General features: G+C 73.0%; 19 protein-coding genes. 12 read left to right on the top strand and 7 right to left on the bottom strand.

Translation table 11 applies throughout. The annotated features are described in order from the left end of the window. Window positions 1-194: 194 nt before the first annotated feature. Together ABZ934_RS21765 and ABZ934_RS21760 are read left to right on the top strand one after the other, a co-directional pair. Window positions 195-1544: a hemolysin family protein gene (locus tag ABZ934_RS21765; RefSeq protein ID WP_361315651.1), complete on the top strand. Its 1350-nt coding sequence runs from the start codon at window positions 195-197 to the stop codon at window positions 1542-1544. Beyond that, the gene (locus tag ABZ934_RS21760) at window positions 1541-2617 is read left to right on the top strand and encodes a hemolysin family protein (protein WP_361315649.1); all 1077 of its coding nucleotides are present in this window, start codon (window positions 1541-1543) and stop codon (window positions 2615-2617) included. Before ABZ934_RS21765 ends, ABZ934_RS21760 begins: the two co-directional genes overlap by 4 nt. Window positions 2618-2691: 74 nt before the next feature. Here ABZ934_RS21760 and ABZ934_RS21755 read toward each other — a convergent pair whose 3' ends face one another. The 3 genes from ABZ934_RS21755 to ABZ934_RS21745 form a co-directional block, all read right to left on the bottom strand. Beyond that, entirely contained in the window at window positions 2692-3675 is a 984-nt protein-coding gene (locus ABZ934_RS21755; protein WP_361315646.1) for an aminoglycoside phosphotransferase family protein, read from the bottom strand. Window positions 3676-3747: 72 nt separating this feature from the next. After that, window positions 3748-5718, bottom strand: coding sequence for an AAA family ATPase (locus tag ABZ934_RS21750; RefSeq protein WP_361315643.1), 1971 nt, complete (start codon window positions 5716-5718; stop codon window positions 3748-3750). 377 nt (window positions 5719-6095) lie between these two features. Further along, the gene (locus ABZ934_RS21745) at window positions 6096-6713 is read right to left on the bottom strand and encodes a hypothetical protein (protein WP_361315834.1); all 618 of its coding nucleotides are present in this window, start codon (window positions 6711-6713) and stop codon (window positions 6096-6098) included. 194 nt (window positions 6714-6907) lie between these two features. Here ABZ934_RS21745 and ABZ934_RS21740 point away from each other — a divergent pair, with 194 nt between their 5' ends. The 4 genes from ABZ934_RS21740 (at window position 6908) to ABZ934_RS21725 (ending at window position 10982) form a co-directional block, all read left to right on the top strand. Further along, window positions 6908-8326, top strand: a complete 1419-nt coding sequence (locus ABZ934_RS21740; RefSeq protein WP_361315641.1) for a peptidase C39 family protein — start codon at window positions 6908-6910, stop codon at window positions 8324-8326. Between the two features lie 86 nt (window positions 8327-8412). After that, on the top strand, window positions 8413-8859 hold the full coding sequence (locus ABZ934_RS21735) for an SPW repeat protein (RefSeq protein WP_361315638.1): 447 nt from the start codon (window positions 8413-8415) through the stop codon (window positions 8857-8859). Between the two features lie 197 nt (window positions 8860-9056). Continuing rightward, window positions 9057-9233, top strand: coding sequence for an SCO1431 family membrane protein (locus ABZ934_RS21730; protein ID WP_361315635.1), 177 nt, complete (start codon window positions 9057-9059; stop codon window positions 9231-9233). 576 nt (window positions 9234-9809) lie between these two features. Further along, window positions 9810-10982: an acyl-CoA dehydrogenase family protein gene (locus tag ABZ934_RS21725; protein WP_361315633.1), complete on the top strand. Its 1173-nt coding sequence runs from the start codon at window positions 9810-9812 to the stop codon at window positions 10980-10982. 476 nt (window positions 10983-11458) lie between these two features. Here ABZ934_RS21725 and ABZ934_RS21720 read toward each other — a convergent pair whose 3' ends face one another. Continuing rightward, window positions 11459-12283, bottom strand: coding sequence for a methyltransferase domain-containing protein (locus ABZ934_RS21720; protein ID WP_361315630.1), 825 nt, complete (start codon window positions 12281-12283; stop codon window positions 11459-11461). 174 nt (window positions 12284-12457) lie between these two features. Here ABZ934_RS21720 and ABZ934_RS21715 point away from each other — a divergent pair, with 174 nt between their 5' ends. Both ABZ934_RS21715 and ABZ934_RS21710 read left to right on the top strand, forming a co-directional pair. Next, window positions 12458-13591 carry a hypothetical protein gene (locus ABZ934_RS21715; protein ID WP_361315628.1) on the top strand — a complete coding sequence of 378 codons (1134 nt, stop codon included), beginning with the start codon at window positions 12458-12460 and terminating at the stop codon, window positions 13589-13591. A 75-nt stretch (window positions 13592-13666) separates the two neighbouring features. Beyond that, window positions 13667-14797 carry a phosphotransferase family protein gene (locus ABZ934_RS21710; protein ID WP_361315625.1) on the top strand — a complete coding sequence of 377 codons (1131 nt, stop codon included), beginning with the start codon at window positions 13667-13669 and terminating at the stop codon, window positions 14795-14797. A 29-nt stretch (window positions 14798-14826) separates the two neighbouring features. Here the strand turns inward: ABZ934_RS21710 and ABZ934_RS21705 are convergent, their stop codons facing one another. Beyond that, entirely contained in the window at window positions 14827-15225 is a 399-nt protein-coding gene (locus ABZ934_RS21705) for a hypothetical protein (protein ID WP_361315832.1), read from the bottom strand. Window positions 15226-15469: 244 nt separating this feature from the next. Between ABZ934_RS21705 and ABZ934_RS21700 the strand changes: the two genes are divergently transcribed. The 4 genes from ABZ934_RS21700 to fxsA all read left to right on the top strand — a co-directional run bounded on the left by ABZ934_RS21700 (window position 15470) and on the right by fxsA (window position 19590). Continuing rightward, window positions 15470-15910, top strand: a complete 441-nt coding sequence (locus ABZ934_RS21700) for an Lrp/AsnC family transcriptional regulator (protein ID WP_168713945.1) — start codon at window positions 15470-15472, stop codon at window positions 15908-15910. A 243-nt stretch (window positions 15911-16153) separates the two neighbouring features. Next, on the top strand, window positions 16154-17776 hold the full coding sequence (locus ABZ934_RS21695; protein WP_361315622.1) for an amidohydrolase: 1623 nt from the start codon (window positions 16154-16156) through the stop codon (window positions 17774-17776). A 338-nt stretch (window positions 17777-18114) separates the two neighbouring features. Continuing rightward, window positions 18115-18882 carry a polyprenol monophosphomannose synthase gene (locus ABZ934_RS21690; protein ID WP_361315620.1) on the top strand — a complete coding sequence of 256 codons (768 nt, stop codon included), beginning with the start codon at window positions 18115-18117 and terminating at the stop codon, window positions 18880-18882. 120 nt (window positions 18883-19002) lie between these two features. Beyond that, complete coding sequence (fxsA, locus tag ABZ934_RS21685; RefSeq protein ID WP_361315618.1) at window positions 19003-19590, top strand: FxsA family membrane protein; 588 nt, start codon at window positions 19003-19005, stop codon at window positions 19588-19590. A 118-nt stretch (window positions 19591-19708) separates the two neighbouring features. On the opposite strand, the gene ABZ934_RS21680 is transcribed toward fxsA, so the two are convergent. Both ABZ934_RS21680 and ABZ934_RS21675 read right to left on the bottom strand, forming a co-directional pair. Next, window positions 19709-20083 (bottom strand): RNA polymerase-binding protein RbpA, encoded by a 375-nt coding sequence (locus ABZ934_RS21680; RefSeq protein ID WP_007262928.1) that lies wholly within the window; start codon window positions 20081-20083, stop codon window positions 19709-19711. Window positions 20084-20361: 278 nt separating this feature from the next. Continuing rightward, window positions 20362-21732, bottom strand: a complete 1371-nt coding sequence (locus ABZ934_RS21675) for an MFS transporter (protein WP_361315616.1) — start codon at window positions 21730-21732, stop codon at window positions 20362-20364. Window positions 21733-21786 lie beyond the last annotated feature (54 nt).

Below are 21786 nucleotides of genomic sequence, written 5' to 3'. Positions count from 1 at the left end.
CCGCGTTCCCCGCTGCGTCCCATTGCGGCGGCGATCCCAATGACTACCCTGGTGGCGGGGCGCGATCGTGCGCCCTCCCACCGGCCCCGGGACCCTGTGGCCCGTGGGCACCTGCGACTTGAGGAGTGACTCCCTCCAGCAATGGACGGATCGTCCGGTAGTACCCGCGCCGCCCTCCCCCCGGAGGCGGCGGCATGACCACCCCGCTACTCCTTCTCGTGGCGGCGTTCGCCCTGATCCTCGCCAACGGCTTCTTCGTGGCGGCCGAGTTCGGCCTCGTCACCGTGGAACGGCCCGAGGCCGAACGCGCCGCCGCCGACGGGGACCGCCGTGCCCGCACGGTCGTCGCCGCCCTGCGCGAGCTGTCGTTCCAGCTCTCCGGGACCCAGCTCGGCATCACCATCACCTCGCTGGTCGTCGGCATGCTCGCCGAACCGGCCCTCGCGGCCCTGCTGTCAGGCCCGCTCGGCGCCACCGGCCTGCCCGCGGGCGCCGTCTCCGGCGCCGCCGTCGTCATCGGCATGCTGCTCGCCTCCGCCCTGCAAATGGTCGTCGGCGAGCTCGTCCCGAAGAACTGGGCGGTCTCCCGGCCGCTCCAGGTGGCCCGGTTCGTCGCCGGACCGCAGCAGACCTTCTCCCGTGCCTTCCGGCCGGTCATCGCCGCCCTCAACGCCGTGGCGAACCGTCTCGTACGGGCGCTCGGCGTGGAGCCGGCCGAGGAGATGGCGTCCGCCCGCACCCCCGGCGAGCTCCTCTCCCTCGTCCGCCATTCGGCCCAGGCCGGCGCCCTGGAGCAGGACACCGCCGACCTCTTCGTGCGGACCCTGTCCCTGGGCGGACTCACCGCCCAGCACGTCATGACGCCCCGGGTGAAGGTCAGCGCCCTCCAGCACACCGCCACCGCGGCCGACGTGCTCAACCTGACCCGGGCCACCGGCCTGTCCCGGTTCCCCGTCTACCGCGAGCGCATCGACGAGATCGCCGGCGTCGTCCACCTCAAGGACGCCCTCGCCGTACCCGAGGCGGAGCGCGCCCGCACCACCGTGACGCGCATCTGCGTCGCCCCGCTGCTGGTGCCCGGCTCGTTGCCGGTACAGCCGCTGCTGGAGCGACTGCGCAGCGAACAGCCGATGGCCGTCGTCGTCGACGAGTACGGCGGCACCGCCGGAGTCGTCACCCTGGAGGACATCGTGGAGGAACTCGTCGGCGAGGTCCGCGACGAACACGACCTCGCGGAGGACGACGGCCCCGAGCTGGCCGCCGTGGCCGCCGAGGACGGCCGCCCCTCCTGGGAGGCCGACGGCAGCTGCCGGGTGCACACCCTGCGCCGGATAGGCATGGAGGTACCCGAAGGCCCGTACGAGACCGTCGCCGGTCTCGTCGCCGACCTGCTCGGCCGGATTCCGGCCCCCGGGGACCGCGCCGAACTGCCCGGCTGGAAGCTGTCCGTCCGCCAGGTGCGCCGCTACCGGGCCGAACGTGTCCGGCTGGTGCGCACCGCCCCGCTCACGGCTCCCGCCGAACTGGAGGCGGTGGGCCGGTGAACGCGCTCCGACTGCTCTTCGCCCTGCTGCTCGTCCTGGCCAACGGCTTCTTCGTCGGCGCCGAGTTCGCACTCGTCTCCGTACGCCGCAGCCAGATCGAACCCCTGGCGGCCGGCTCCAAGCGGGCCCGCCAGGTGCTGCACGGCCTGGAGAACCTGCCCCGGATGATGGCCGCCGCGCAGTTCGGCATCACCCTGTGCTCGCTCACCCTCGGCGCGGTCGCCGAACCCACGATGGCCCGGCTGCTGGAGCCCGTCTTCCACGCCGTCCACGTCCCCGAGGGCCTGATCCACCCGCTCGGCTACGCGGTCGCGCTCGCCGCCGTGGTCTTCCTCCACCTGGTCATCGGCGAGATGGTCCCCAAGAACCTCGCCATGGCCGCACCCGAGAAGACGGCCCTGTGGTTCAGCCCCGGCCTGGTCGCCTTCGCGCGCCTGTGCGGACCGGTCACCACCGCGCTCGGCGCCTGCGCCACCTTCGTCCTGCGGCTCTTCAAGGTGGAGCCCAAGGACGAGGTCGAAGCCGTCTACACCAGCGCCCAGCTCGGCCGGCTCCTCAAGGACTCCCGGCAGGCCGGGCTGCTGGAGCCGGTCGAACAGGAGCGGCTGGAGGACGCCCTGGAACTGGGCACCCGCCCCGTCACCGACGTCCTCCTCGCCCGGGACCGGCTCGTCACCGTCGGCCCCGACGTGACACCACGGCAGATCGAACAGCTGACGGTGCGCACCGGTTACTCGCGCTTCCCCGTCCGCTCCGGCAACGGCGCCTTCATGGGCTACCTGCACGTCAAGGACGTCCTGGACCTGGAGGAGCGGGAACGGGCCGTACCCCAGCGGGTCTGGCGCCGGATGACGACGCTGTCCTCCACCCTCCCGCTGGACGACGCCCTGACGGTGATGCGCCGCGACGCCACCCACCTGGCGCAGGTCGCCGACCCTGGCGGCCGGGTGCTGGGCCTGGTCGCCATGGAGGACGTCCTGGAGATGCTGGTCGGCGAGGTACGCGACCCCGCCCACCGCACGCCCCCGCCGGCCCGCCGCGCCCCCGCCCCGGAAGACGCCATGGCCGGCTGACCGGGGCGTGGTGACCCCGGCCGGCAGACCCGCCCGGTCCCCGAACCCGTACCGCCGGTTCCGGGGCCGGGCGGTCAGGCGTAGCGGTCGAAAAGGGCTTCGAGGTAGTCCTCCAGCCGGCGGGTCAGGACCCCGGCCGTCAGGTCGACGCGGCCCAGGTCGCGCCAGGGGACGGCCACCTTCTCCGCGTCCGGGGCGAACGCCAGGGCGTCCAGCAGCCGCCAGTAGAGGTGGTCGGCGCCGTCATCGGCCAACGTCCCTCCCGCGGCCGCGTAGCGGTCGGCGAAGGCGATGCCGGCGGGCCCCCCGTGCAGCAGGGCCAGGGCCGTCGAGCAGTGGGCCACGTCCAGGTCGGCCGGGCCCCAGGAGGTCTCCACCCAGTCGACCACCCCACTGATCCGAAGGTCGTCGCCGCTGCCGGTGAAGAGGACGTTCCCCGGGTGGAAGTCGCGGTGCAGGAAGCGACCTCGGTAGGCCGGGGGATCGCGGCGGATGACGTCGACGGCGCACCGCCAGAGCCGGGGCCGCACGGTCGCCGCGGGCGGGCTCACCCGTTCGGGGGAGGTCCAGGCTTGGTAGGTGCGGGGCCGTCGTGGCCCGGGCACCGGCAGCCGGTGGATGCGCACGAGTTGCCGGGCCAGGAGTTCGGCGCGGCGCTCGGCGTCCGCGTCGTCCAGGCGGACGTCCCCCGGCAGGAGGGACATCAGCAGGGAGGGGTGGTCGCAGTGCCGCGCCGTCGCGTCGACGGCCGCGACGGTGGCCGCGGGGACGTCGGTGTCGGCGAGCAGGCGCAGGACGGTCGCCTCGCGCGTCAGCAGACCCTCCGCGTGCCGGACGTAGAAGGGTTTGACGAAGGACCGCAGGACGAGCGAGCGCCGGCTTTCGGGGCCGCGGACGTCCAGGCGGCGCATCCGCGAGGTCCAACCGCCGCGCAGCAGCACCACCTCGTCGATGTGTTCCCCCTCCGCCAGTGCCTTCTCCACCCAGGAGCGCGTGGCGCCCCAGTCCCGATCGTCAGGGTCCGCGCCGATGTCCCCGGCCCCCTCATCCGCACGCATGGGGGCAGGTTATCCGCCGTCCCGCCGGCGTCTCGAGGCGCATCACAGGTGGTTCCCTGCGGGGGAGGCAAGCTACAAGGGCGGTGGCTCCGGGCGTTCTTGGGGGCCCCGGCCCGAGAGGACCTCGCCGTAGGCCTGCATCAGGTCCGCCAGCCGCAGCGTCGACAGGTCGTCCCGGGACGGGTCGCCGGCGAAACCGGCCAGCCGCAGGTCCCGGTAGGCGCAGCTCTTCTCGTACAGGGTGCGCAGGAAGCGGCCGTTGCCCAGCTCGTCGATCCAGCCCTGCTCGACCACGTGCCCGCTGATGCTGCGCAGCTCCTCCAGCGCCTCCTCGTCCCAGCGGTCACCGTTCGCTTCCGCCAACACCTCGCCGATCGACGTGAGTTCGGGGGGCCGGTAGCTCGGGAAGTCCACCCGGGTCGTGAAGCGAGAGGACAGTCCCGGGTTGGTGCTCAGTAGCCGGTCCATCCCCGCCGGATAGCCCGCGAGGATGACCACGAGGTGGTCGCGGTTGTCCTCCGCGCGCTTGAGCAGCACCTGTAACGCCTCGTCGCCGTACGCGTCGCCCTTGCTGTACCCGGAGTTGGAGAGGCTGTACGCCTCGTCCACGAACAGCACCCCGCCGATCGCCGAGTCGATCAGCTCGTTCGCCTTCACGGCTGTCTGCCCCAGGAACTCGCCCACCAGGTCGGCCCGTTGTGCCTCCACCAGGTGGTCGCCGCCCAACAGGCCGAGCGCGTAGAAGACCCGACCCAGGATCCGGGCCACCGTGGTCTTGCCCGTGCCGGAGGGCCCCGAGAAGACGAAATGCCGCTTGGGCGGCTGTACCGGGAGCCCCTGGTTCGCGCGCAGCCGGGACATGTGCAGTTGCGCCGAGAGGGCCTTCACCTGGCGTTTGACGGGCTCCAGTCCCACCATCCGCTCCAGCTCGGCGAGCGCCCGCTCCAGCGCACGGGGGTCGGCGGGCCCGGCGGGCAGACCGGCGGGCCCGCCCTGCGCCGGTAAGGCCGCCTTGTGGCGCATGCCGTCGGCCCGGCCCGCGTCCGTCCGCCCCGCGTCGGCCCGGCCGGCGTCCGGCGGCCCGAAGCGGGCCTCCGGGGGGTCGCAGAGTAGCGGGTCCGGCTCCGCCTGGCCGTCCGCGGCGGTGTCCTGCGCGGGGCCGCCGCCCCCGCCGCCGAGGGCCACGGCGAGGTCCCCGCCCGCCGGGGCCGGCCCGTACCCGGCGAAACCCTCGGCGGAGTGCCCGTAGCCCGCGTAGCCGGCCATGTCGTCGGGGTCGCTGCTGTCGGCGATCGCCGTCAGCCGGGCCGCGGTGTCCATGAACGCGGGGTCCACCCGGTGCACCGCCCGGTACAGGGGCAGCGCTGCGGCGCTGCGGCCCGTCCCCTCATGGGCCCGCGCCAGCCAGTACCGCAGCTCCTTGCGCTGTGGCTGCTCGCTGCGACATCGCATCAGCGCCGCCGCCAACATCGGTTCCGCCTGCCCGTACATTTCCAGCCGGACCCGGGCCATCCCGCCGAACAGCCGGGCCTCGATGCCCAGTTGCGGATCGTCCACCAACGGTTCCGTGTGTCGCACCAGCTGGTCCCAGTCCTTTACCAGGTAGGCCCGGCAGGCGTGCAGGAAGCGGACCTGCGGATCGGTGTCGACCGGGGGCAGCGCGGCCAGCGCCTGGTCCAACTCGGGCACGTGACGACCGTCCAGCCAGTGCGAGGCGTGGGCCAGCAGCAGGTCCCGGCGGCTCTCGAGCACCGGCTGCACCCACCAGCCCAGCCAGTACCAGGAGTTCAACGTCCGCCGGTGCCGGGCGCGCTGCTCGCCGAAGCGGTCCCGGTGCGCGTACATGCGCAACAACGCGTCGGTGGTGTCCACCCGGAGCGCGTGCAGGCCCAGCCAGGCGTCGGCCATCGCCGGATCGAGCCGCACCGCCGTGCGGAACTCCTCCTCCGCCTGCGGGTAGGCGCCCATGGTGCAGGCGTCGACGCCGCGCAGCCAGGCGAGTTCGGCCGGGGCGTGGGTGCTGCCCGGCATGCCGAAGTCCATCACATCCCCCACAAGCCTGCCCCCGTGGTGCGCGGCAACCCGCGCGACGATCCCGTGAGTTGTCCACCATGCCGATGAAATCAGGGCTGCATCGTACCCGCGGTGACGCTCCTTACCCAGGGTGCGGCGGTCGCGGGTGGGAGACCCCTCCCGGTCGCGGCGGTGACTCTCGGTGAAGGACGGGGAGGGTGCGCGACCCCGGCCGGTCGCCTTCGGCCCGCGTCGGGACAGAACGAAGCCCCCGATCACGGGGGAACAATCGGGGGCTCCGCGTCTGCCGCGATCCTCGCGGACCGCGCATTCAGAACGTAAGGCCGTCGCGGGGGCGCGGTCAAGCGGCTCGGGACGGCCCCGTGGAGGGCCGGCGGGGGCGGTGCTCAGGCCCGGGGGAGCCGGTGACGTTCGGTGACGGAAGTCGGGGTTCCCGAGGTCGCAGCAGCCCCGGAAGTCCACTCGTATCCCGTACCGCTCTGGCGTACCAGGGTGTCGGCGAAGGGGCGCGAAGGGTCGTCCGAGAAGTGCGCGAGCTCGGCGCGCTCCCATTCGTCCCAGAAATCGGAAAGTTCACGCCCGTCCCGTTTCCGCCCGCGCCCCCAGGACCGCTCGCGCGGCGTCTCCATCCACAGCAGCCGCGCCAGCCACGGGCGCAGCGCGCGCCGCCCCGCCCCGACACCCTCGACGATCACCACCGGGGCCGGCTCCAGCACCCGCTCGGGGCCGAACCGGTGCAGCACCCAGTCGTACGGCGCCCAGTGCGCGGGCCGGCCGGCCGCGAGCGGCTCCAGGACCTGCGCGCGCAGCCGCCCGTACCAGTCGAACAGCTCCTCGTGCGTGGCCACGTCGTCCAGATGCAGTACGGGAGCCCCGCCCAGCGCCCCGGCGAGCCGCTCCGCGAAGGTGCTCTTGCCGGAGCCGGCGTGCCCGTCGACGCCGATCAGCCGGACCGGCCCGAGGGACGGCGGCAGGGCGGTGAGCTCCCGCGCGAGCGGGCCCAGCGGCCGGCCGGGGGAGAGGGGTGAGTGCTCGGGCTGTTCCACCCGGCCAGCCTATGACCGGTGGGCCCGGCGGCCGGATCCGGTGCCCCCGGTTCCCCGACACGGCCGCCCGGCTTCCGCCGCCCGTCGCGCGGGAACTGGAAGGGTGGACCAGTCGATCCACCGCACCGACCGACCCCAGGGGGGCCTCCACCATGACCGCACCCACCCCGCGCAGGGCCCTGCTCGCCGCGGCCCTCGCGGTCGCCGCCGCGGCCACCGTCCCGGGCGGGCAGGCCTCGGCCGCGGCCCGGCCCGGCAGGGACGCCGGCGCGGATGCCGGTAGCGACGTCGGGACCGGGCCCGACGCCGATTCCGTGGCCGGCGCCACCGCCCCGACGATCGACAACCGGTTCTGGTACGCGTACGCCCACTGGCAGGCCGGCGCCCACCACGGCACCAAGGCCGTCGACGGCGCCCGGCCCGGCCTGGAGATCGCGGCCCCGGCGGGCCGGACGGAGTACACCGACCCGCACACCGGCAAGAAGGCCGCCTGGGACTACGCCACCTGGACCTCTCCCGTACACCGCTCCGCCGTCCCCGCCACCGAGGCCATCGCCTCCTGGAACGCGCGCACCCCCGCCGGCACCTGGATCCAGACGGAGCTGCGCGGCACCTATGGCGACGGCACGACCACTCCCTGGTACGTGATGGGCCGCTGGGCCTCCGGGGAGAGCGACATCCGCCGCACCTCGGTCGACGGCCAGAGCGACGGCCGCACCACCGTCTGGACCGACACCCTGGCCGTCGACCCGCCCGCGAAGGCGAGCGGCCTGCGCCTGCGCGACTGGCAATTGCGCCTGACCCTCCACCGCAAGCCCGGCACCACCGGCGGACCCATCGTGTGGCTCGCCGGCGCCATGGCCTCGGGCGTCCCGGACCGGTTCACCGTGCCTCCGTCCAAGCCTTCCGGCACGGCCCACGAGCTCAAGGTCCCGCGCTACTCGCAGGAGATCCACATCGGCCGGTACCCCGAGTACGACAACGGCGGCGAGGCGTGGTGCAGCCCCACGTCCTCCCAGATGGTCATCGAGTCCTGGGGGCGCAAGCCCACGGCCCGGGACCTGGCCTGGGTGAACCCCTCCTACTCCGACCCGCAGGTCTGCCACGCCGCCCGCTCCACCTATGACGCCGCCTACAAGGGCTGCGGCAACTGGCCCTTCAACGCCGCGTACGCCGCCACGTACCGGGACATGGCCGCCGTGGTCACCCGGCTGGCCTCCCTCACGGACCTGGAAACCCTGATCCGCGCGGGAATCCCGGTCATCACCTCGCAGTCCTTCCTCCCCCAGGAGCTCACCGGGGCCGGGTACGGCACGTCCGGCCACCTCATGACCGTCATCGGCTTCACGGGGGCCGGCGACGTGATCGCCAACGACCCCAACTCGGCGGACGACGCCGCGGTGCGCCGGGTCTACCGCCGTGCCGAATGGGAGAACGTCTGGCTCCGCACCCGGCGCCACAACGCCGCTGGCAAGGAGGTCCAGGCCACGGGCGGGGTCTGCTACCTCTACGTGCCGGCCCGTCCCGGCGTCGCGCAGCTCACGGCCCTCCGCGCGGTCGGAGTGATCTGACGAATTCTTACCGTCGAATGGGTTGTAAGTGGGACATAAGAGGGCAGAGGGGGTGTAGGAGCAGCTTCAACAGGAGGCAGTCCGACATGACCACGCACTCAAGCATCGAACACCACCCCGACCTCGCGGAGATGCGCACGCGGTTCGAGCAGGTCACCAGCACACCACGCGCGCAGGCGGTGGAGGCACTGGCCCTCATCACGGGTCTCTACATCGCGGCCTCGCCGTGGATCGCCGGATTCAGCGTGCTGAGCGCGCTGGCGGTCAACAACCTCATCGCAGGCTTGGCGTACTGCCTGTGCATGGGCGGACTGGGGACCGCGTACGAACGCACCCACGCCATGGCGTGGACCGCCGTCGGCATCGCCATCTGGACGATCGTCGCCCCGTGGGTCATCGCGGGCAACGTCGACACGACCCGCTCGGTGGTCAGCAACGTCATCGCGGGCGCCGTCGGAACCCTGCTGGCCCTGGCGATGGCCGCCATGGCGGGCCCGGGACGCCGCAGCGCCGGCCGGATGCGCCACGCCTGACCGCGCGACGGCGACCGGAGAGCCCGTACGAGCCCGTACCCATCCCATCCCTTGACTGCCGGACACGTCACGCCCGCCGCTCAGCGCGGCGGGCGTGACGTGTTGTGCGCCGCGTGCCGCTGCCGCGTGCGTGACGCGCGCCACGCGTGATGCTCGTCTCTACCGCGAAAGCCGCGAAGGCTGCCACATTGGACGGCATGACCGCACGCACCGCCGCCCTCCCCGCCCTCTCCGTACAGGCCCTCACCGCCCGCGCCCGCCGTCTCGTCGGCACGGGTGGACCCAAGGAGGACAACGCCTGGCTGGAACACGTACTGGGCTGGACCCTGGTGGTCGTGGTCGCCATGTTCGTCACCCAGGTCGGCTGGCTCTGACCGCCCCGCCCCGCGTCGGCCCACGCGCGCTCACGACGCCTCCAGCCGAAGCCCGTCCGTGACGATCACGTCCGACGTCACCAACGCCTGCTCGGCGCTGACCCGCGTCATGAAGACGAACGGCGGATGACCGGGGGAGCAGGCAACTCCTCGGGGCTGAACGTGACGCACGGCAGTCCCTCGACGCATCCGCTGAACCGGGGTCAGGTACAAGGTCACGTCCGCACCGAACAGGCACCGTCCCGAGCGGGCCCACCGCACCGTCCCGCCGGAGGGGGCGACGGCGCTGCCGCGTGTGGCAACCATGGGTCACTTTTGACACTGATCAGGTGATTCATTCATGAATGCCCGACTCCACCCGTAGTCGAGGAGGACTCGGGCATCGTTGGGGATCTTGACGATGAACGACCGGTGACGGGAAGCCCCTGATCGGGCATACTCAAGCCGCCGCAGCCGCTGAACAGGCCCTTCCGTGATCCGGGAGGGCAGTATCGGCTGTGAGAGCACCGAGACCCGGCGGCGCGTCCCACACCTCACGCGCCGTCGCCGTGCCCGATGAGGGAGGAGAGCGCCGCCATGAACGACCGCGCCCCGCAGCCGGTGGAACGACAGCTGCCCACCGAAGAGTCCCGCGATCTGCTCGCGCTCGTACGCGAGATCGCGCAGCGGGAGATCCGCCCCCGGGCCGCCGAGGAGGAGGACGCCGGCCGCTTCCCGCGCGAGGTCTTCACCCTGCTGTCCGACTCCGGCCTGCTCGGCCTCCCGTACGACGGCGAATTCGGTGGTGGCGAGCAGCCGTACGAGGTCTACCTCCAGGTTCTGGAAGAGCTCGCGGCGGCCCGGCTGACCGTCGGGCTCGGCATCAGCGTGCACTCCCTGGCCTGTCACGGCCTGGCCGGGTACGGCACGGAGGAGCAGCGAAAGGCCCACCTGCCCGCGATGCTGGGCGGCGGCCTGCTGGGCGCGTACTGCCTTTCCGAGCCGGCCGCGGGCTCGGACGCGGCCTCCCTCGGCACCAAGGCGGTGCGCGACGGCGGCGACTGGGTGATCAACGGCACCAAGGCGTGGATCACCCACGGCGGGATCGCCGACTTCTACACCGTGCTCGCCCGTACCGGCGGCGAGGGCCCCAAGGGCATCACCGCCTTCTTGGTCCCCGGGGACGCCCCCGGCCTGACGGCGGCGGTCCCCGAGAAGAAGATGGGCCTCAAGGGCTCGCCCACCGCGCAGCTGCACTTCGACGGCGTACGGGTGTCCGACGCCCGGCGCATCGGCGAGGAGGGCCAGGGCTTCACGATCGCCCTCGCCGCCCTCGACGCGGGCCGCCTCGGCATCGCCGCCTGCGCGATCGGCGTGGCCCAGGCGGCCCTCGACGAGGCCCTCGGCTACGCCCTGGACCGCAAGCAGTTCGGGCACCCGATCGCGGACTTCCAGGGGCTGCGCTTCATGCTCGCCGACATGGCGACGAAGATCGAGGCGGGTCGGGCCCTGTACCTGGCGGCGGCGCGGCTGCGCGACGCCGGCAAGCCGTTCTCCCGGCAGGCGGCGATGGCCAAGCTGTTCTGCACCGACGCGGCGATGGCCGTGACCACCGACGCGGTCCAGGTGCTCGGCGGTTACGGCTACACCGCGGACTTCCCGGTGGAGCGGCTGATGCGCGAGGCCAAGGTCCTCCAGATCGTCGAGGGCACCAACCAGATCCAGCGCATGGTCATCGCCCGCCACCTGGCCGGCCCGGAATCCCGCTGACTCCCTCCCGCCCCGGCCCCCCCGGGGCACGGCCGGGGTGACGATGCCGGCGCACTGGCCGCTGCCCCGGCACCGCCCGGTGCGCTGCCGTTCGGCACCGTGCGGTGCCCGGCGCGGGAGGTCGGGCTCCTGGCGTCGGCGGGCCGGCAGGCCCGGCCACCCGGCCCGGCTCTCGGGCGCTCGCACCGCCGACGCGCGGTTGTGCCCGGCGCCTCGGACCCCGCGGGCCCGCACGACCAGCTCGGCCGGGATCGCGTCCGCTCCCGGAACCCGCCTCCTCCCAACGGCCCAGGACCGGCAGGCCGCCTCTGTCCTCGCCCACACCCCGCCCGGGGGCGGCCCCTGTGCGGCCGACCCGCACCCGCACGGCGTGCGCCCCGCCCGCGTCGCCGGCGGTTGCCGCGGCGGCCGACGGCGGTGGCGGTCGTGAGGTGGGACGCCCGTCACCCCGGGCCCCGGGCTCTCGGGCCGTCTCTCTAGGACCCCAGTTCCGCTGTCGCCACGTGGATGCTGAACCCGCAGGGGACGATCCCCTCCGGCGTGGTCAGCTCCCGGACCTCGGCGAAGAAGGCCGCACGCAACCGCTCCACACTCGCGCCGTCGAGCGGGCCGAGGTCGTAAAGACCCGAGACCGTGGCCCACACCCGATCCACCGGACCGCTCAGATCGATGGGTACGGTCTCCCAGTCCACAGCGGTGAAGCCCGCCGGCCCGAGAACGGCGTCGAGCCCGTCACGACCGCGCGCCCTGCGGTCGCCCAACGCCGGGATGCGCCGCGCGGCGGGCAGCGCCTCGATCGTCCGCCGCAACAGCCCGAGGAACCGGTCGTACGCCTCGCCGCCGACGGCCCCACCTCCCACCACGCAGGCCAGTACCCCGCCGGGGATCAGGACGCGGGCAACCTCGGTCGCGACGTGCTCGATATCGCTCATCAGCATCAGCGCCAGGTGGGAGACGCAGGCGTCGAAGCTGTCGTCGGAGAAGGGAAGCTCCTGGGCCCGACCCTCTTCCAGCCTCGCTCCGGCCAGTGCCGGTCGACGTCGTGCCAGCGCGACGGAGTGCGGGGACAGGTCCACCCCCGCGAGGTCTCTCCCGTTCCCTCGGGCCAGGAGTTCCAGCAGGAGGCCGTCTCCGCAGCCCAGATCCAGCACCCGCCTGCTTCCGGCCACCCGATCGCACAAGATCTCATAGCTGGACCGGCCGTCCGGAGCACGGCCGCGGCCGAACGCCTCCGTGGTGACCGCCGGGTGCTCGGCGTGGAAAGCCCTCAGGAACGCCTCCTGTGATGCGGTCGTCGTCATCCGCCCACACTACGGCGCGCGAGGCCGCGGCCGGGCCCGGGGAGGAGCTGTGACAAGGGGGGTGGCCGGGTGTGCCCGGGTGTCATGGTGTGCCACAACCCTGGTACGCGCAGCAGCTTCTGACGTACCGTCATATCCGCTCGCGCGGAGCCCACCGTACGCAGGAGGTTCGTCATGTCCGCCGACCGGCCCATACCCCTGGACGAGTACCCCATCCACCAGGCACCGCTGTCGATGAAGCACCTCGTCAGCGGCGACCGCAACTCCTACGACCGCTGCATCTTCCACGTCTTCGACCACGCCGGCCGGGCCGTTCTCATCCTCGGCCTCGGCGTCTACCCCAACGCCGGCGTCATCGACGCCTACGCCACCCTGCGCCTGGGCGACGAACTCCTCGCCGTCCGCGCTTCCGACGCCCTCACCGACGACCGCATGAACCTCTCCGTCGGCCCCCTGCGGATCACCGTCGACGCACCCCTCAAACGCATCACCCTCCAGTGCGACGCCGACCCCGCCGACCCCCAGGGGCTCTCCTACGACATCACCTGGACCGCCGAGTTCCCCGCCGTCTGGGAACCGCACCACATCCAACGGCGCGGCGACCGCCTCATGCTGGAAGGCCGCCGCTTCGTCCAGGCGGGCAACGTCACCGGCACCATCCGCGCCAAGGGTGAGCGGTTCATCCTCGCCCCCGGAACCTGGACCGGTACGCGCGACCGCAGTTGGGGCGTGCGCCCCATCCCCGGCGAAGACGGCGGGCGCGCCGCCGACGAATACCGTCCCGAAGGCTTCCACTGGCTCTGGATGCCCGTCCGCTTCGAAGACCGCTTCCTCATGGTCATCACCCAGGAGGACGCGGACGGCCACCGCACCCTCAGCGAAGCCGTCCAGGTGTTCCCCGAGGCCGGCGGTCGCGGTGACGTCCAACTAGGCTGGCCGCACACCGACATCCGCTACCGCCCCGGCAGCCGCCACCCCGAGAGCGCCGTCGTCCACCTCACCGATCCGGCGCGCAAACCCCTCGAACTCGGCGTGGAGATCCTGAGCTCCTCCCCGCTCGCCGTCGGCGCCGGCTACCCGCCCGCCGCCGACTGGCAGCACGGCACCTGGCAGGGCCGAGGTTGGACCGACCGGCGCGTCTACGACCTCTCCGACCCGGGCGCCCACCCCATGGCCGCCTTCGGCGTCACCGACCACTCGGCCCGCTTCACCCTCGACGGCCGGGTCGGCCACGGCATCTTCGAGCACGGCAGCTTCGGCCGCCACGATCCCAGCGGCTTCGCCGACTACGCCTCGGTCGCGCCGTAGCCCCGCACTCGGCCCGTACGCAGTCGCGCGCACGAAGTCCCGTAACCGAACCGGACAGAGCAGGAGGGGTAGTCCATGGCAACGGCACCGCGTCCCCGCACCACCACCCGAGACCCCGAGGAACTCGGCCGACGCCTCACGGCCTGGCTCGACACCCGTCTCCCCGGCGCGAAGGTCACCAACACCTCCGTACCCGGCTCCAACGGCATGTCCAGCGAGACCCTCCTCTTCGACATCGAGCACCCGGACGTCGAGCACCCCGATGCCCCCGGCGCCTCCGACCGCGCCTGCGCCCTGCGTCTCGCCGCCGACCCGGCCGCCTACACCGTCTTCCCCACCTACGACATGGGCCGCCAGTACCGCGTGATGCGGCTGGTCGCCGAACACACCGACCTGCCCGTACCCCGGGTCCGCTGGCTGGAGGAGGACCCGCGGCCGCTCGGCGCGCCCTTCTTCGTCATGGCCCGCGCCGAAGGCCGCGTGCCGCCCGACGTGATGCCGTACACCTACGAGGGCAACTGGCTGCACTCCGCCACCGACGCCGAGCGCGCCCTCCTCCAGGAGGCGAGCATGTCCCTCCTCGCCCGCCTGCACGACCAGTTTCCGGCCCCGCGAGCGCGGTTCCTCCTCCCGCCCGGCACCGGCACCCCGCTGCGCCGGCACGTCGAGGCCCAACGCGCCTACTACGCCTGGGTGGTGGACGGCATGCCCCGGTCACCGCTGCTGGAGCGTGCCTTCGACCGGCTGGAGGAACTCTGGCCCGCCGACGAGGGCGAGCCCGTCCTCAACTGGGGCGACGCCCGGATCGGCAACGTGATCTACCAGGCCGACGGCTTCGAACCGGTGGCCGTACTCGACTGGGAGATGGCGGCGTACGCCCCACGCGAGATGGACCTCGGCTGGACCATCTACCTCCACCGTTTCTTCCAGGACCTCACCGTCGGCTTCGGCCGGCCGGGCCTGCCGGACTTCCTGCGCCGCGACGACCTCGAACGCCGCTACGCCGAACTCACCGGGCACACCCCGCGCGACATGGAGTTCCACACTCTGTACGCCGCCCTGCGGCACGGCATCGTGATGCTGCGCATCGCCTACCGGCAGGCACACTTCGGCGAGGTCGGGAAGCCGACGGACGGCGACCACGCGGACGGCCTCATCCTGCACCACGACAGTCTCGCCGCCATGGTGCAGGGAACATACTGGTAGGCCCCCGGGACGCCCCTGGGCCCGGCAGGTCAGGCGGCCTGCGCGTGCTGACGCATCTGCGGCGGCAGCAGCGTCGCCGCCGTCCGCACCGGACGCGAGCCCGGACCGCCGACGTGCGAGAACGGCTGCGTCCGCCAGTCCAGCCCCTGCGGCAGCGTCAGTACGACCACCGGGGCCGACTCCTGCGCGTCCGACGGGAACACCCCGACCGTCGGCAGTGCCTCCGAGGCCGGGCGACCCGTACCCGCGCACACCGTGAGCCCGAACGGGTTCCACGGGGTCAGGCAGAGCGCGTGCTCCGGCAAGTACTCCTCGTCGGCGACCAAGGCGATCGACTGCCCGCAGTCCGGGCAGACCGCGTGGTGGATCTCGAACCCGTCGGCGTCGTCGGGATAGTCCGCGTCGTCCGCGTACTCGGATTCGCTCATACGGCCGGCGCCATTGGTGTTCAGCATGGATGTACTCCCCCTTGGGTGGGCCGGGCGGGCAGATTCTTCAGCCACGGCCACAGCAAGCACTTCCCGTCGCGCGGCACGAGTAACCACGAGAGCCGGGCCTACGCATCCATACCCCTGTGGCCTTGGTCACATGCCCGCCGCAGGTGCCCTTTCCCCGTGGACACCGCTGTGCCTGGAGCGGCTCTGGGCAATAGGTTGAGCGGCTATGAGCGCAATGGAGGAGCTGGACCGCCAGATCGTGGATCTGCTCGTGCGGGACGGGCGGATGAGCTACACGGACCTGGGCAAGGCCACCGGACTGTCCACGTCGGCAGTCCATCAGCGAGTACGCCGCCTGGAACAGCGCGGAGTCATCCGCGGCTACGCGGCCGTCGTCGACCCCGAGGCCGTCGGGCTGCCGCTGACGGCCTTCATCTCGGTCAAACCGTTCGACCCCAGCGCCCCCGACGACATCGCCGAGCGGCTCGCGGGGGTCCCGGAGATCGAGGCGTGCCACAGCGTCGCGGGAGACGAGAACTACATCCTCAAGGTGCGGGTGGCCACGCCCCTCGAACTCGAAGACCTGCTGGGCCGGCTCCGCGCCCTGGCCCATGTAGCCACCCGCACGACGGTGGTCCTCTCCACCCCCTACGAAGCCCGTCCGCCCCGCGTGTGACCCGTTTCCGCGGTCCCCGCGCGGCTCGGCGCCGAGGGTCCCCCGGACGGAGTCCGGGGTCCGGTCCGGCAGGGGCCCGTCGGCCGGCAGGGTCCGCCGGTCCGGCAAGGTCCGCCGGCCCGGAGGCAGGGCCGTCGGCCGCCCGCCGTCGGGCGTCCGGCACGGGCCTCGGCCGTAGGCCCGGTCGGCCGTCCGCAGGGGGGCGTGTCCGGGCGGGCGTGGGCGACCAGCGAAACTGGGGGCATGACTGACCGCACCGCCTCCGCCACCGCCGCCGGAACCCCCCGCACCGTCCTGCTCCGCGGCGGCGAGGTGCACAGCCCCGCCGACCCCTTCGCCACCGCGATGGTCGTCGAGCGGGGCCACATCGCCTGGGTCGGCTCCGAAGGCGCCGCCGACGCCTTCGCGCAGGGCGTGGACGAGGTAGTCCACCTCGACGGGGCGCTCGTCACCCCCGCGTTCACCGACGCCCACGTCCACACCACCTCCACCGGGCTCGCCCTCACCGGCCTCGACCTCTCCGCGGCCGGCTCCCTCCCCGAGGCCCTGGCCCTCGTCCGGGCCTACGCCCGCAGCCGCCCCGCCGACCGGGTGCTCCTCGGCCACGGCTGGGACGCCGCCCGCTGGCCCGAGCGCCGCGCCCCCCGCCGCGCCGAGCTGGACGAGGCCACCGGCGGTCGCCCGCTCTACCTCAGCCGCGTCGACGTGCACTCCGCCGTGGTCACCACCGCGCTGCTGGACCTCGTCCCCGGCGTCCGCGTGACCGGCGACGAGCCGTTGACCCGCGACGCCCACCACGCCGTCCGCCGGGCCGCGCTCGACGCCGTCACCCCCGCCCAGCGCGCCGAGGCGCAGCGAGCCGCCCTGGACCGCGCGGCCTCCCTCGGCATCGGCTCCGTCCACGAGTGCGGCGGGCCCGAGATCTCCTCCCCCGAGGACTTCACCGCCCTGCTCGACCTCGCCGCCGGCCACCGCGGCCCGCGCGTCTTCGGCTACTGGGCCGACCGCGACCTCGACCGGGCCGCGGAGCTCGGCGCGGTCGGCGCCGCCGGCGACCTGTTCGTGGACGGCGCGCTCGGTTCGCACACCGCCTGCCTGCACGCCCCGTACGCCGACGCGACGCACACCGGCACCGGCTACCTGGAGGCGGGCGACGTCGCCGCGCACGTCGCCGCCTGCACCGAGGCGGGACTCCAGGCCGGGTTCCACGCCATCGGCGACGCCGCGCTCACCGCCGTCGTGGAGGGGGTCCGGGCGGCCGCCGACAAGGTCGGCATCGCCCGCGTCCGCGCCGCCCGGCACCGCGTCGAGCACGCCGAGATGATGACCCCGGCCACCATCGCCGCCTTCGCCGAGCTGGGACTGACCGCCTCCGTGCAGCCCGCCTTCGACGCCGCCTGGGGCGGCGGCGACGGCATGTACGCCGACCGGCTGGGCGCCGAGCGGGCCAGGACCCTCAACCCCTTCGCCGCCCTGCTGAAGGCCGGCGTGCCCCTGGCCTTCGGATCGGACGCCCCCGTCACGCCGCTGGACCCCTGGGGCACCGTCCGCGCCGCCGCCTTCCACCGCACCCCCGAGCACCGGATCTCCGTACGCGCCGCCTTCGCCGCGCACACCCGCGGCGGCTGGCGGGCGCTCGGCCGGGACGACGCGGGCACCCTCGTGCCCGGGGCCCCCGCCGACTACGCCGTCTGGCGCACGGAGGAACTCGTGGTGCAGGCCCCCGACGACCGGGTCGCCCGCTGGTCGACCGACCCGCGCTCCGGCACCCCCGGACTGCCCGACCTGACGCCCGGCGCGGATCTGCCCGTGTGCCTGGCGACGGTCGTGGGCGGCCGGGAGGTATTCGTACGGCCACAGGGGTGATCCGGGGGGCCTCGGTTCGGTACCGGCGGCCCGACCCGGATAGGTTCGGCCGGGTCCACCACAGGACGTCCCTTCCGGACGGATCCGTCCGCTCAGCGCGCCCGCGCCTCGGGGGCGAGGGAAGGTTTCGCCGGTGCGGGCGGCCCCCAGCGGCAGTTGGGGGCGGGTGGCCCCAGGTCGGGGCCCGGTGGTCCAGTAGACAACGGCCACGGTCACCCGCAGCCAGCGGGAGCGGGGCCGGCCCGAAGGACCGCGGGCCCCGACCGTTGTTCTAAAATCGTTCCGCCGTGACAGGACGGACGAGGCGGGGCTGGACGAGAAGCATGCAAGGGGACCCAGTGAGCGACGGCGGACAGCGGACCTACGGGCCCCTCGGGACCACCTTGGTGATCATCCCCACGTACAACGAGGCGGAGAACATCGGACTGATCGTCGGCCGGGTGCGTGCCGCCGTGCCCGAGGCGCACATCCTCGTAGCGGACGACAACAGCCCCGACGGCACCGGCAAGCTCGCCGACGAACTGGCCGCATCCGACGGTCACGTCCACGTCCTGCACCGCAAGGGCAAGGAAGGGCTCGGCGCCGCCTACCTCGCGGGCTTCGCCTGGGGCCTGGAGCACGGCTACGGCGTCCTGGTCGAGATGGACGCCGACGGCTCGCACCGGCCGGAGGAGCTGCCCCGGCTGCTGACCGCGCTCGGCGGCGCCGACCTGGTCCTGGGCTCCCGCTGGGTGCCCGGGGGCCGGGTCGTCAACTGGCCCAAGAGCCGCGAGATCCTCTCCCGCGGCGGTTCCACCTACTCCCGGCTGATGCTGGGCGTCCCGATCCGCGACGTGACCGGCGGCTACCGTGCCTTCCGCCGCGAGACCCTGGAAGGGCTGGGCCTGGACCAGGTCGCCTCCGCGGGCTACTGCTTCCAGGTCGACCTGGCCCGCCGGGCCGTCCGCAAGGGCTTCCGGGTCGTCGAGGTGCCCATCACGTTCGTCGAGCGCGAGTTCGGCGACAGCAAGATGAGCAAGGACATCGTGGTCGAGGCCCTGTGGCGGGTCACCCAGTGGGGCATCAAGACCCGAACGGCCAAGCTGACCGGCAGGCCCGAGGCATAGCCGAACCGGGCCGCCGACCCCGCCCACCGGTCCCGGGCCACCGGCCCCAGACCACCCTTAGGGGATGCCCGGTACCTCCGACTGAGGCCGCTTTTACGCCACCCCAGGCACACTGGAGTCATGACGACCGGCACCTCGACTGCTCCCCGGCGGCGCTCGGCCGCCCGTACGTACCTCCCCTTGGCGGTCGCCGCCTGGTTCATCCTGGAGATCTGGCTGCTCGGCCTGGTCGCGGGAGCGGCGGGCGGCCTGACCGTCGCCCTGCTCATCGTCGGCGGGATGCTCCTGGGCGGCGTGGTCATCAAGCGCGCCGGCCGCCGGGCGTTCCGCAAACTGGCGGCGGGCTTCCAGCAGGCGCAGCAGGGTGCGGCTCCCGCCCCGCAGCAGCCCGGCGGGGGCAATGCCCTGATCATGGCGGCCGGTCTACTCCTGATCCTGCCGGGCCTGCTCTCAGACGTCGCCGGCCTGCTCCTGCTCGTGCCGCCCGTCCGGGCGCTGGTCGCGCGCCGCTTCACCCGCTCCCTGGAACGCAGGATGACGTCGGCGGCCCCCGGCGGTTTCGGGGCCGCGTTCCAGCAGGCCCGCATCCACCAGCCCGACGGCAAGGTCGTGCGGGGCGAGGTCATCCGCGATGACCGACCGCAGCCCGGGCGGGGCCCCTCCGGCCCCGACCCCGACTCCGGCTACCGTCCCCCGCTCGCCTCCTGAGTCTTCTGAGCCCCCGGCCTACCGGGTTCTCCTCGCCTCCCGAGCCCGCCGTACGCACGCCGAGGGCCCCCGCCACAGGAAGTGGCGGGGGCCCTCGGCGTCGTTCTCAGTCCGGGTGTCAGGCGGACTTGCGGCTGTCCCGCGGATGCACGGCAATGTTCATGGCGCCGGAACGCAGGACCGCCAGCCTCTCGGCCAGCACTTCCTCGAGTTCCTCGCGGGTGCGTCGCTCCATGAGCATGTCCCAGTGCGTTCGCGCGGGCTTGCCCTTCTTCTCTTCGGGCCCGTCCCCGTCGACCAGGAGTGCCATGGCGCCGCACGCCTTGCACTCCCACTCCGGCGGAATTTCTGCCTCAACCGAGAACGGCATCTCAAATCGATGTCCGTTCTGGCATGCGTACTCCACCGCCTGGCGCGGGGCCAGATCGATGCCGCGGTCCGTCTCGTAGCTGGTAACCACGAGCCGCGTACCGCGGAGAGCTCGCTCACTCATGAATCGTGCCTCCCGGGCTTGTCGCCCACAGGACAGGTGTCGCTGTCGTCGTCATCCGGTCAACGTCCGGTCGGCGGTATAGATTCCCGCTCCGGGTCGTGCGTCGCCCGTCGTGCCGCCCCTTGTTGTACCCACCAGTGCCCGTTTTGTCACATCTGGCAGCAGATGTCACCCAGCGCCTATCCTTCTTGTGCGCGCAGTAACGGTCCGCCTGGCAGGCCAAAGACGTACACTACCGGCCCTTTGCTTCAACGTCGAAATTCGTTCCGAATTCGTTCTCAGAGCCGTTCGGGAACAGGATTGCCCGCCGCTTCCACCGCGCGCCGCACCGGCACCCGGGCGAGCAGCACGAAACCCAGTGCGAAGAAGATGACCAACGAGATGATCGCCGTCCGGTAGCTGCCCGTGACCTGGTAGGTCAGACCGAACACCAGCGGCCCCACCCAGCTCAGTCCCCGGTCGCTCATCTCGTACGCGGAGAAGTACTCGGCCTCCTTGCCCGCCGGTACCAGGTGCGAGAACAGCGACCGCGACAGCGCCTGGCTGCCGCCCAGCACCAGCCCGATCATGGAGGCGAGCACGAAGAACCACACCGGGGTCCGCGCGGGCACGAAGTAGCCGGCCGCCAGCGTCAGTGCCCACGCGGCCAGCGAACCGAGGATCGTCCGCTTGGCGCCGTACGAACGCGCCAGCCGCCCCATCCCCAGCGCACCCGCCACCGCGAGGACCTGGACGAGCAGCACCGCCACGATCAGCGTCGACTGCTCCAGCCCCAGCTCCTCCGAGCCGTAGACCGAGGCCTGCGAGATCACTGTCTGCACGCCGTCGTTGTAGATCAGGTACGCCAGCAGGAACGACAGCGTCAGCGGGAAGCGCCGCATGTCCCGCAGCGTCGCCACCAACTGGCGCCAGCCGTTGACCGGCTGGGCCGCCCCCGGCTCCCGCACCACCGCCCGGTCGCGCAACCGGCGCAGCGGCACGATGGCGAAGGCGCCCCACCACAGGCCGGCCGAGGCCAGGCAGATCCGTACGGCCGTGCCCTCGGAGACGCCGAAGGAGTCGTGACCCTGGAAGAGCACCAGGTTGAGGACCAGTACGAACGCGCCCGAGGTGTACCCGAACGCCCAGCCCCGCGAGGAGACGGTGTCCCGCTCGTCGGGTGTGGCGATCTGCGGCAGGTAGGCGTTGTAGAGCACCATCGAGACGGCGAGCGCCGCGTTCGCGACGATCAGCAGCAGCCCGCCCAGCAGGTAGCGCTCGCCGCTCAGGAAGAACATCCCGGTGGTCGCCGCCGCGCCCGTGTAGGCCGCCGCGGCCAGCAGCGGCTTCTTGCGGCCGCCCCGGTCGGCCACCGCGCCGGCCAGGGGCATGATCAGTACGGCGACGATCACCGAGACCGACACCGAGTACGCGAAGAACGATCCGGCCCGAACCGGGATGCCCAACGGGTGCACATAGCCCTCGGCGTCCGCCGCGGCCTTGGCCACCGCGGTCAGGTACGGCCCGAGAAACACCGTGAGCACGCTCGTCGAGTAGACCGAGCAGGCGAAGTCGTAGAAGTACCAGCCGTGCTGTTCGCGCTTGCGGGCGGCGGCGGATCTGCCGTCCTCCGCCCCCGATTCCGCTTCGGCCGTCGTCTGCGCCGTCATCCGGTGCCCCCTCGCTGTCCCCGTACCGCCGCGGCCGCCCGGGCCCGCGCGCGG

Source organism: Streptomyces sp. NPDC046557 (genome assembly GCF_040645975.1).
Classification (GTDB): domain Bacteria; phylum Actinomycetota; class Actinomycetes; order Streptomycetales; family Streptomycetaceae; genus Streptomyces.
The sequence above is the reverse complement of the archived record's forward strand: the minus strand, read 5'-3'. Positions and strand labels throughout refer to the sequence as shown.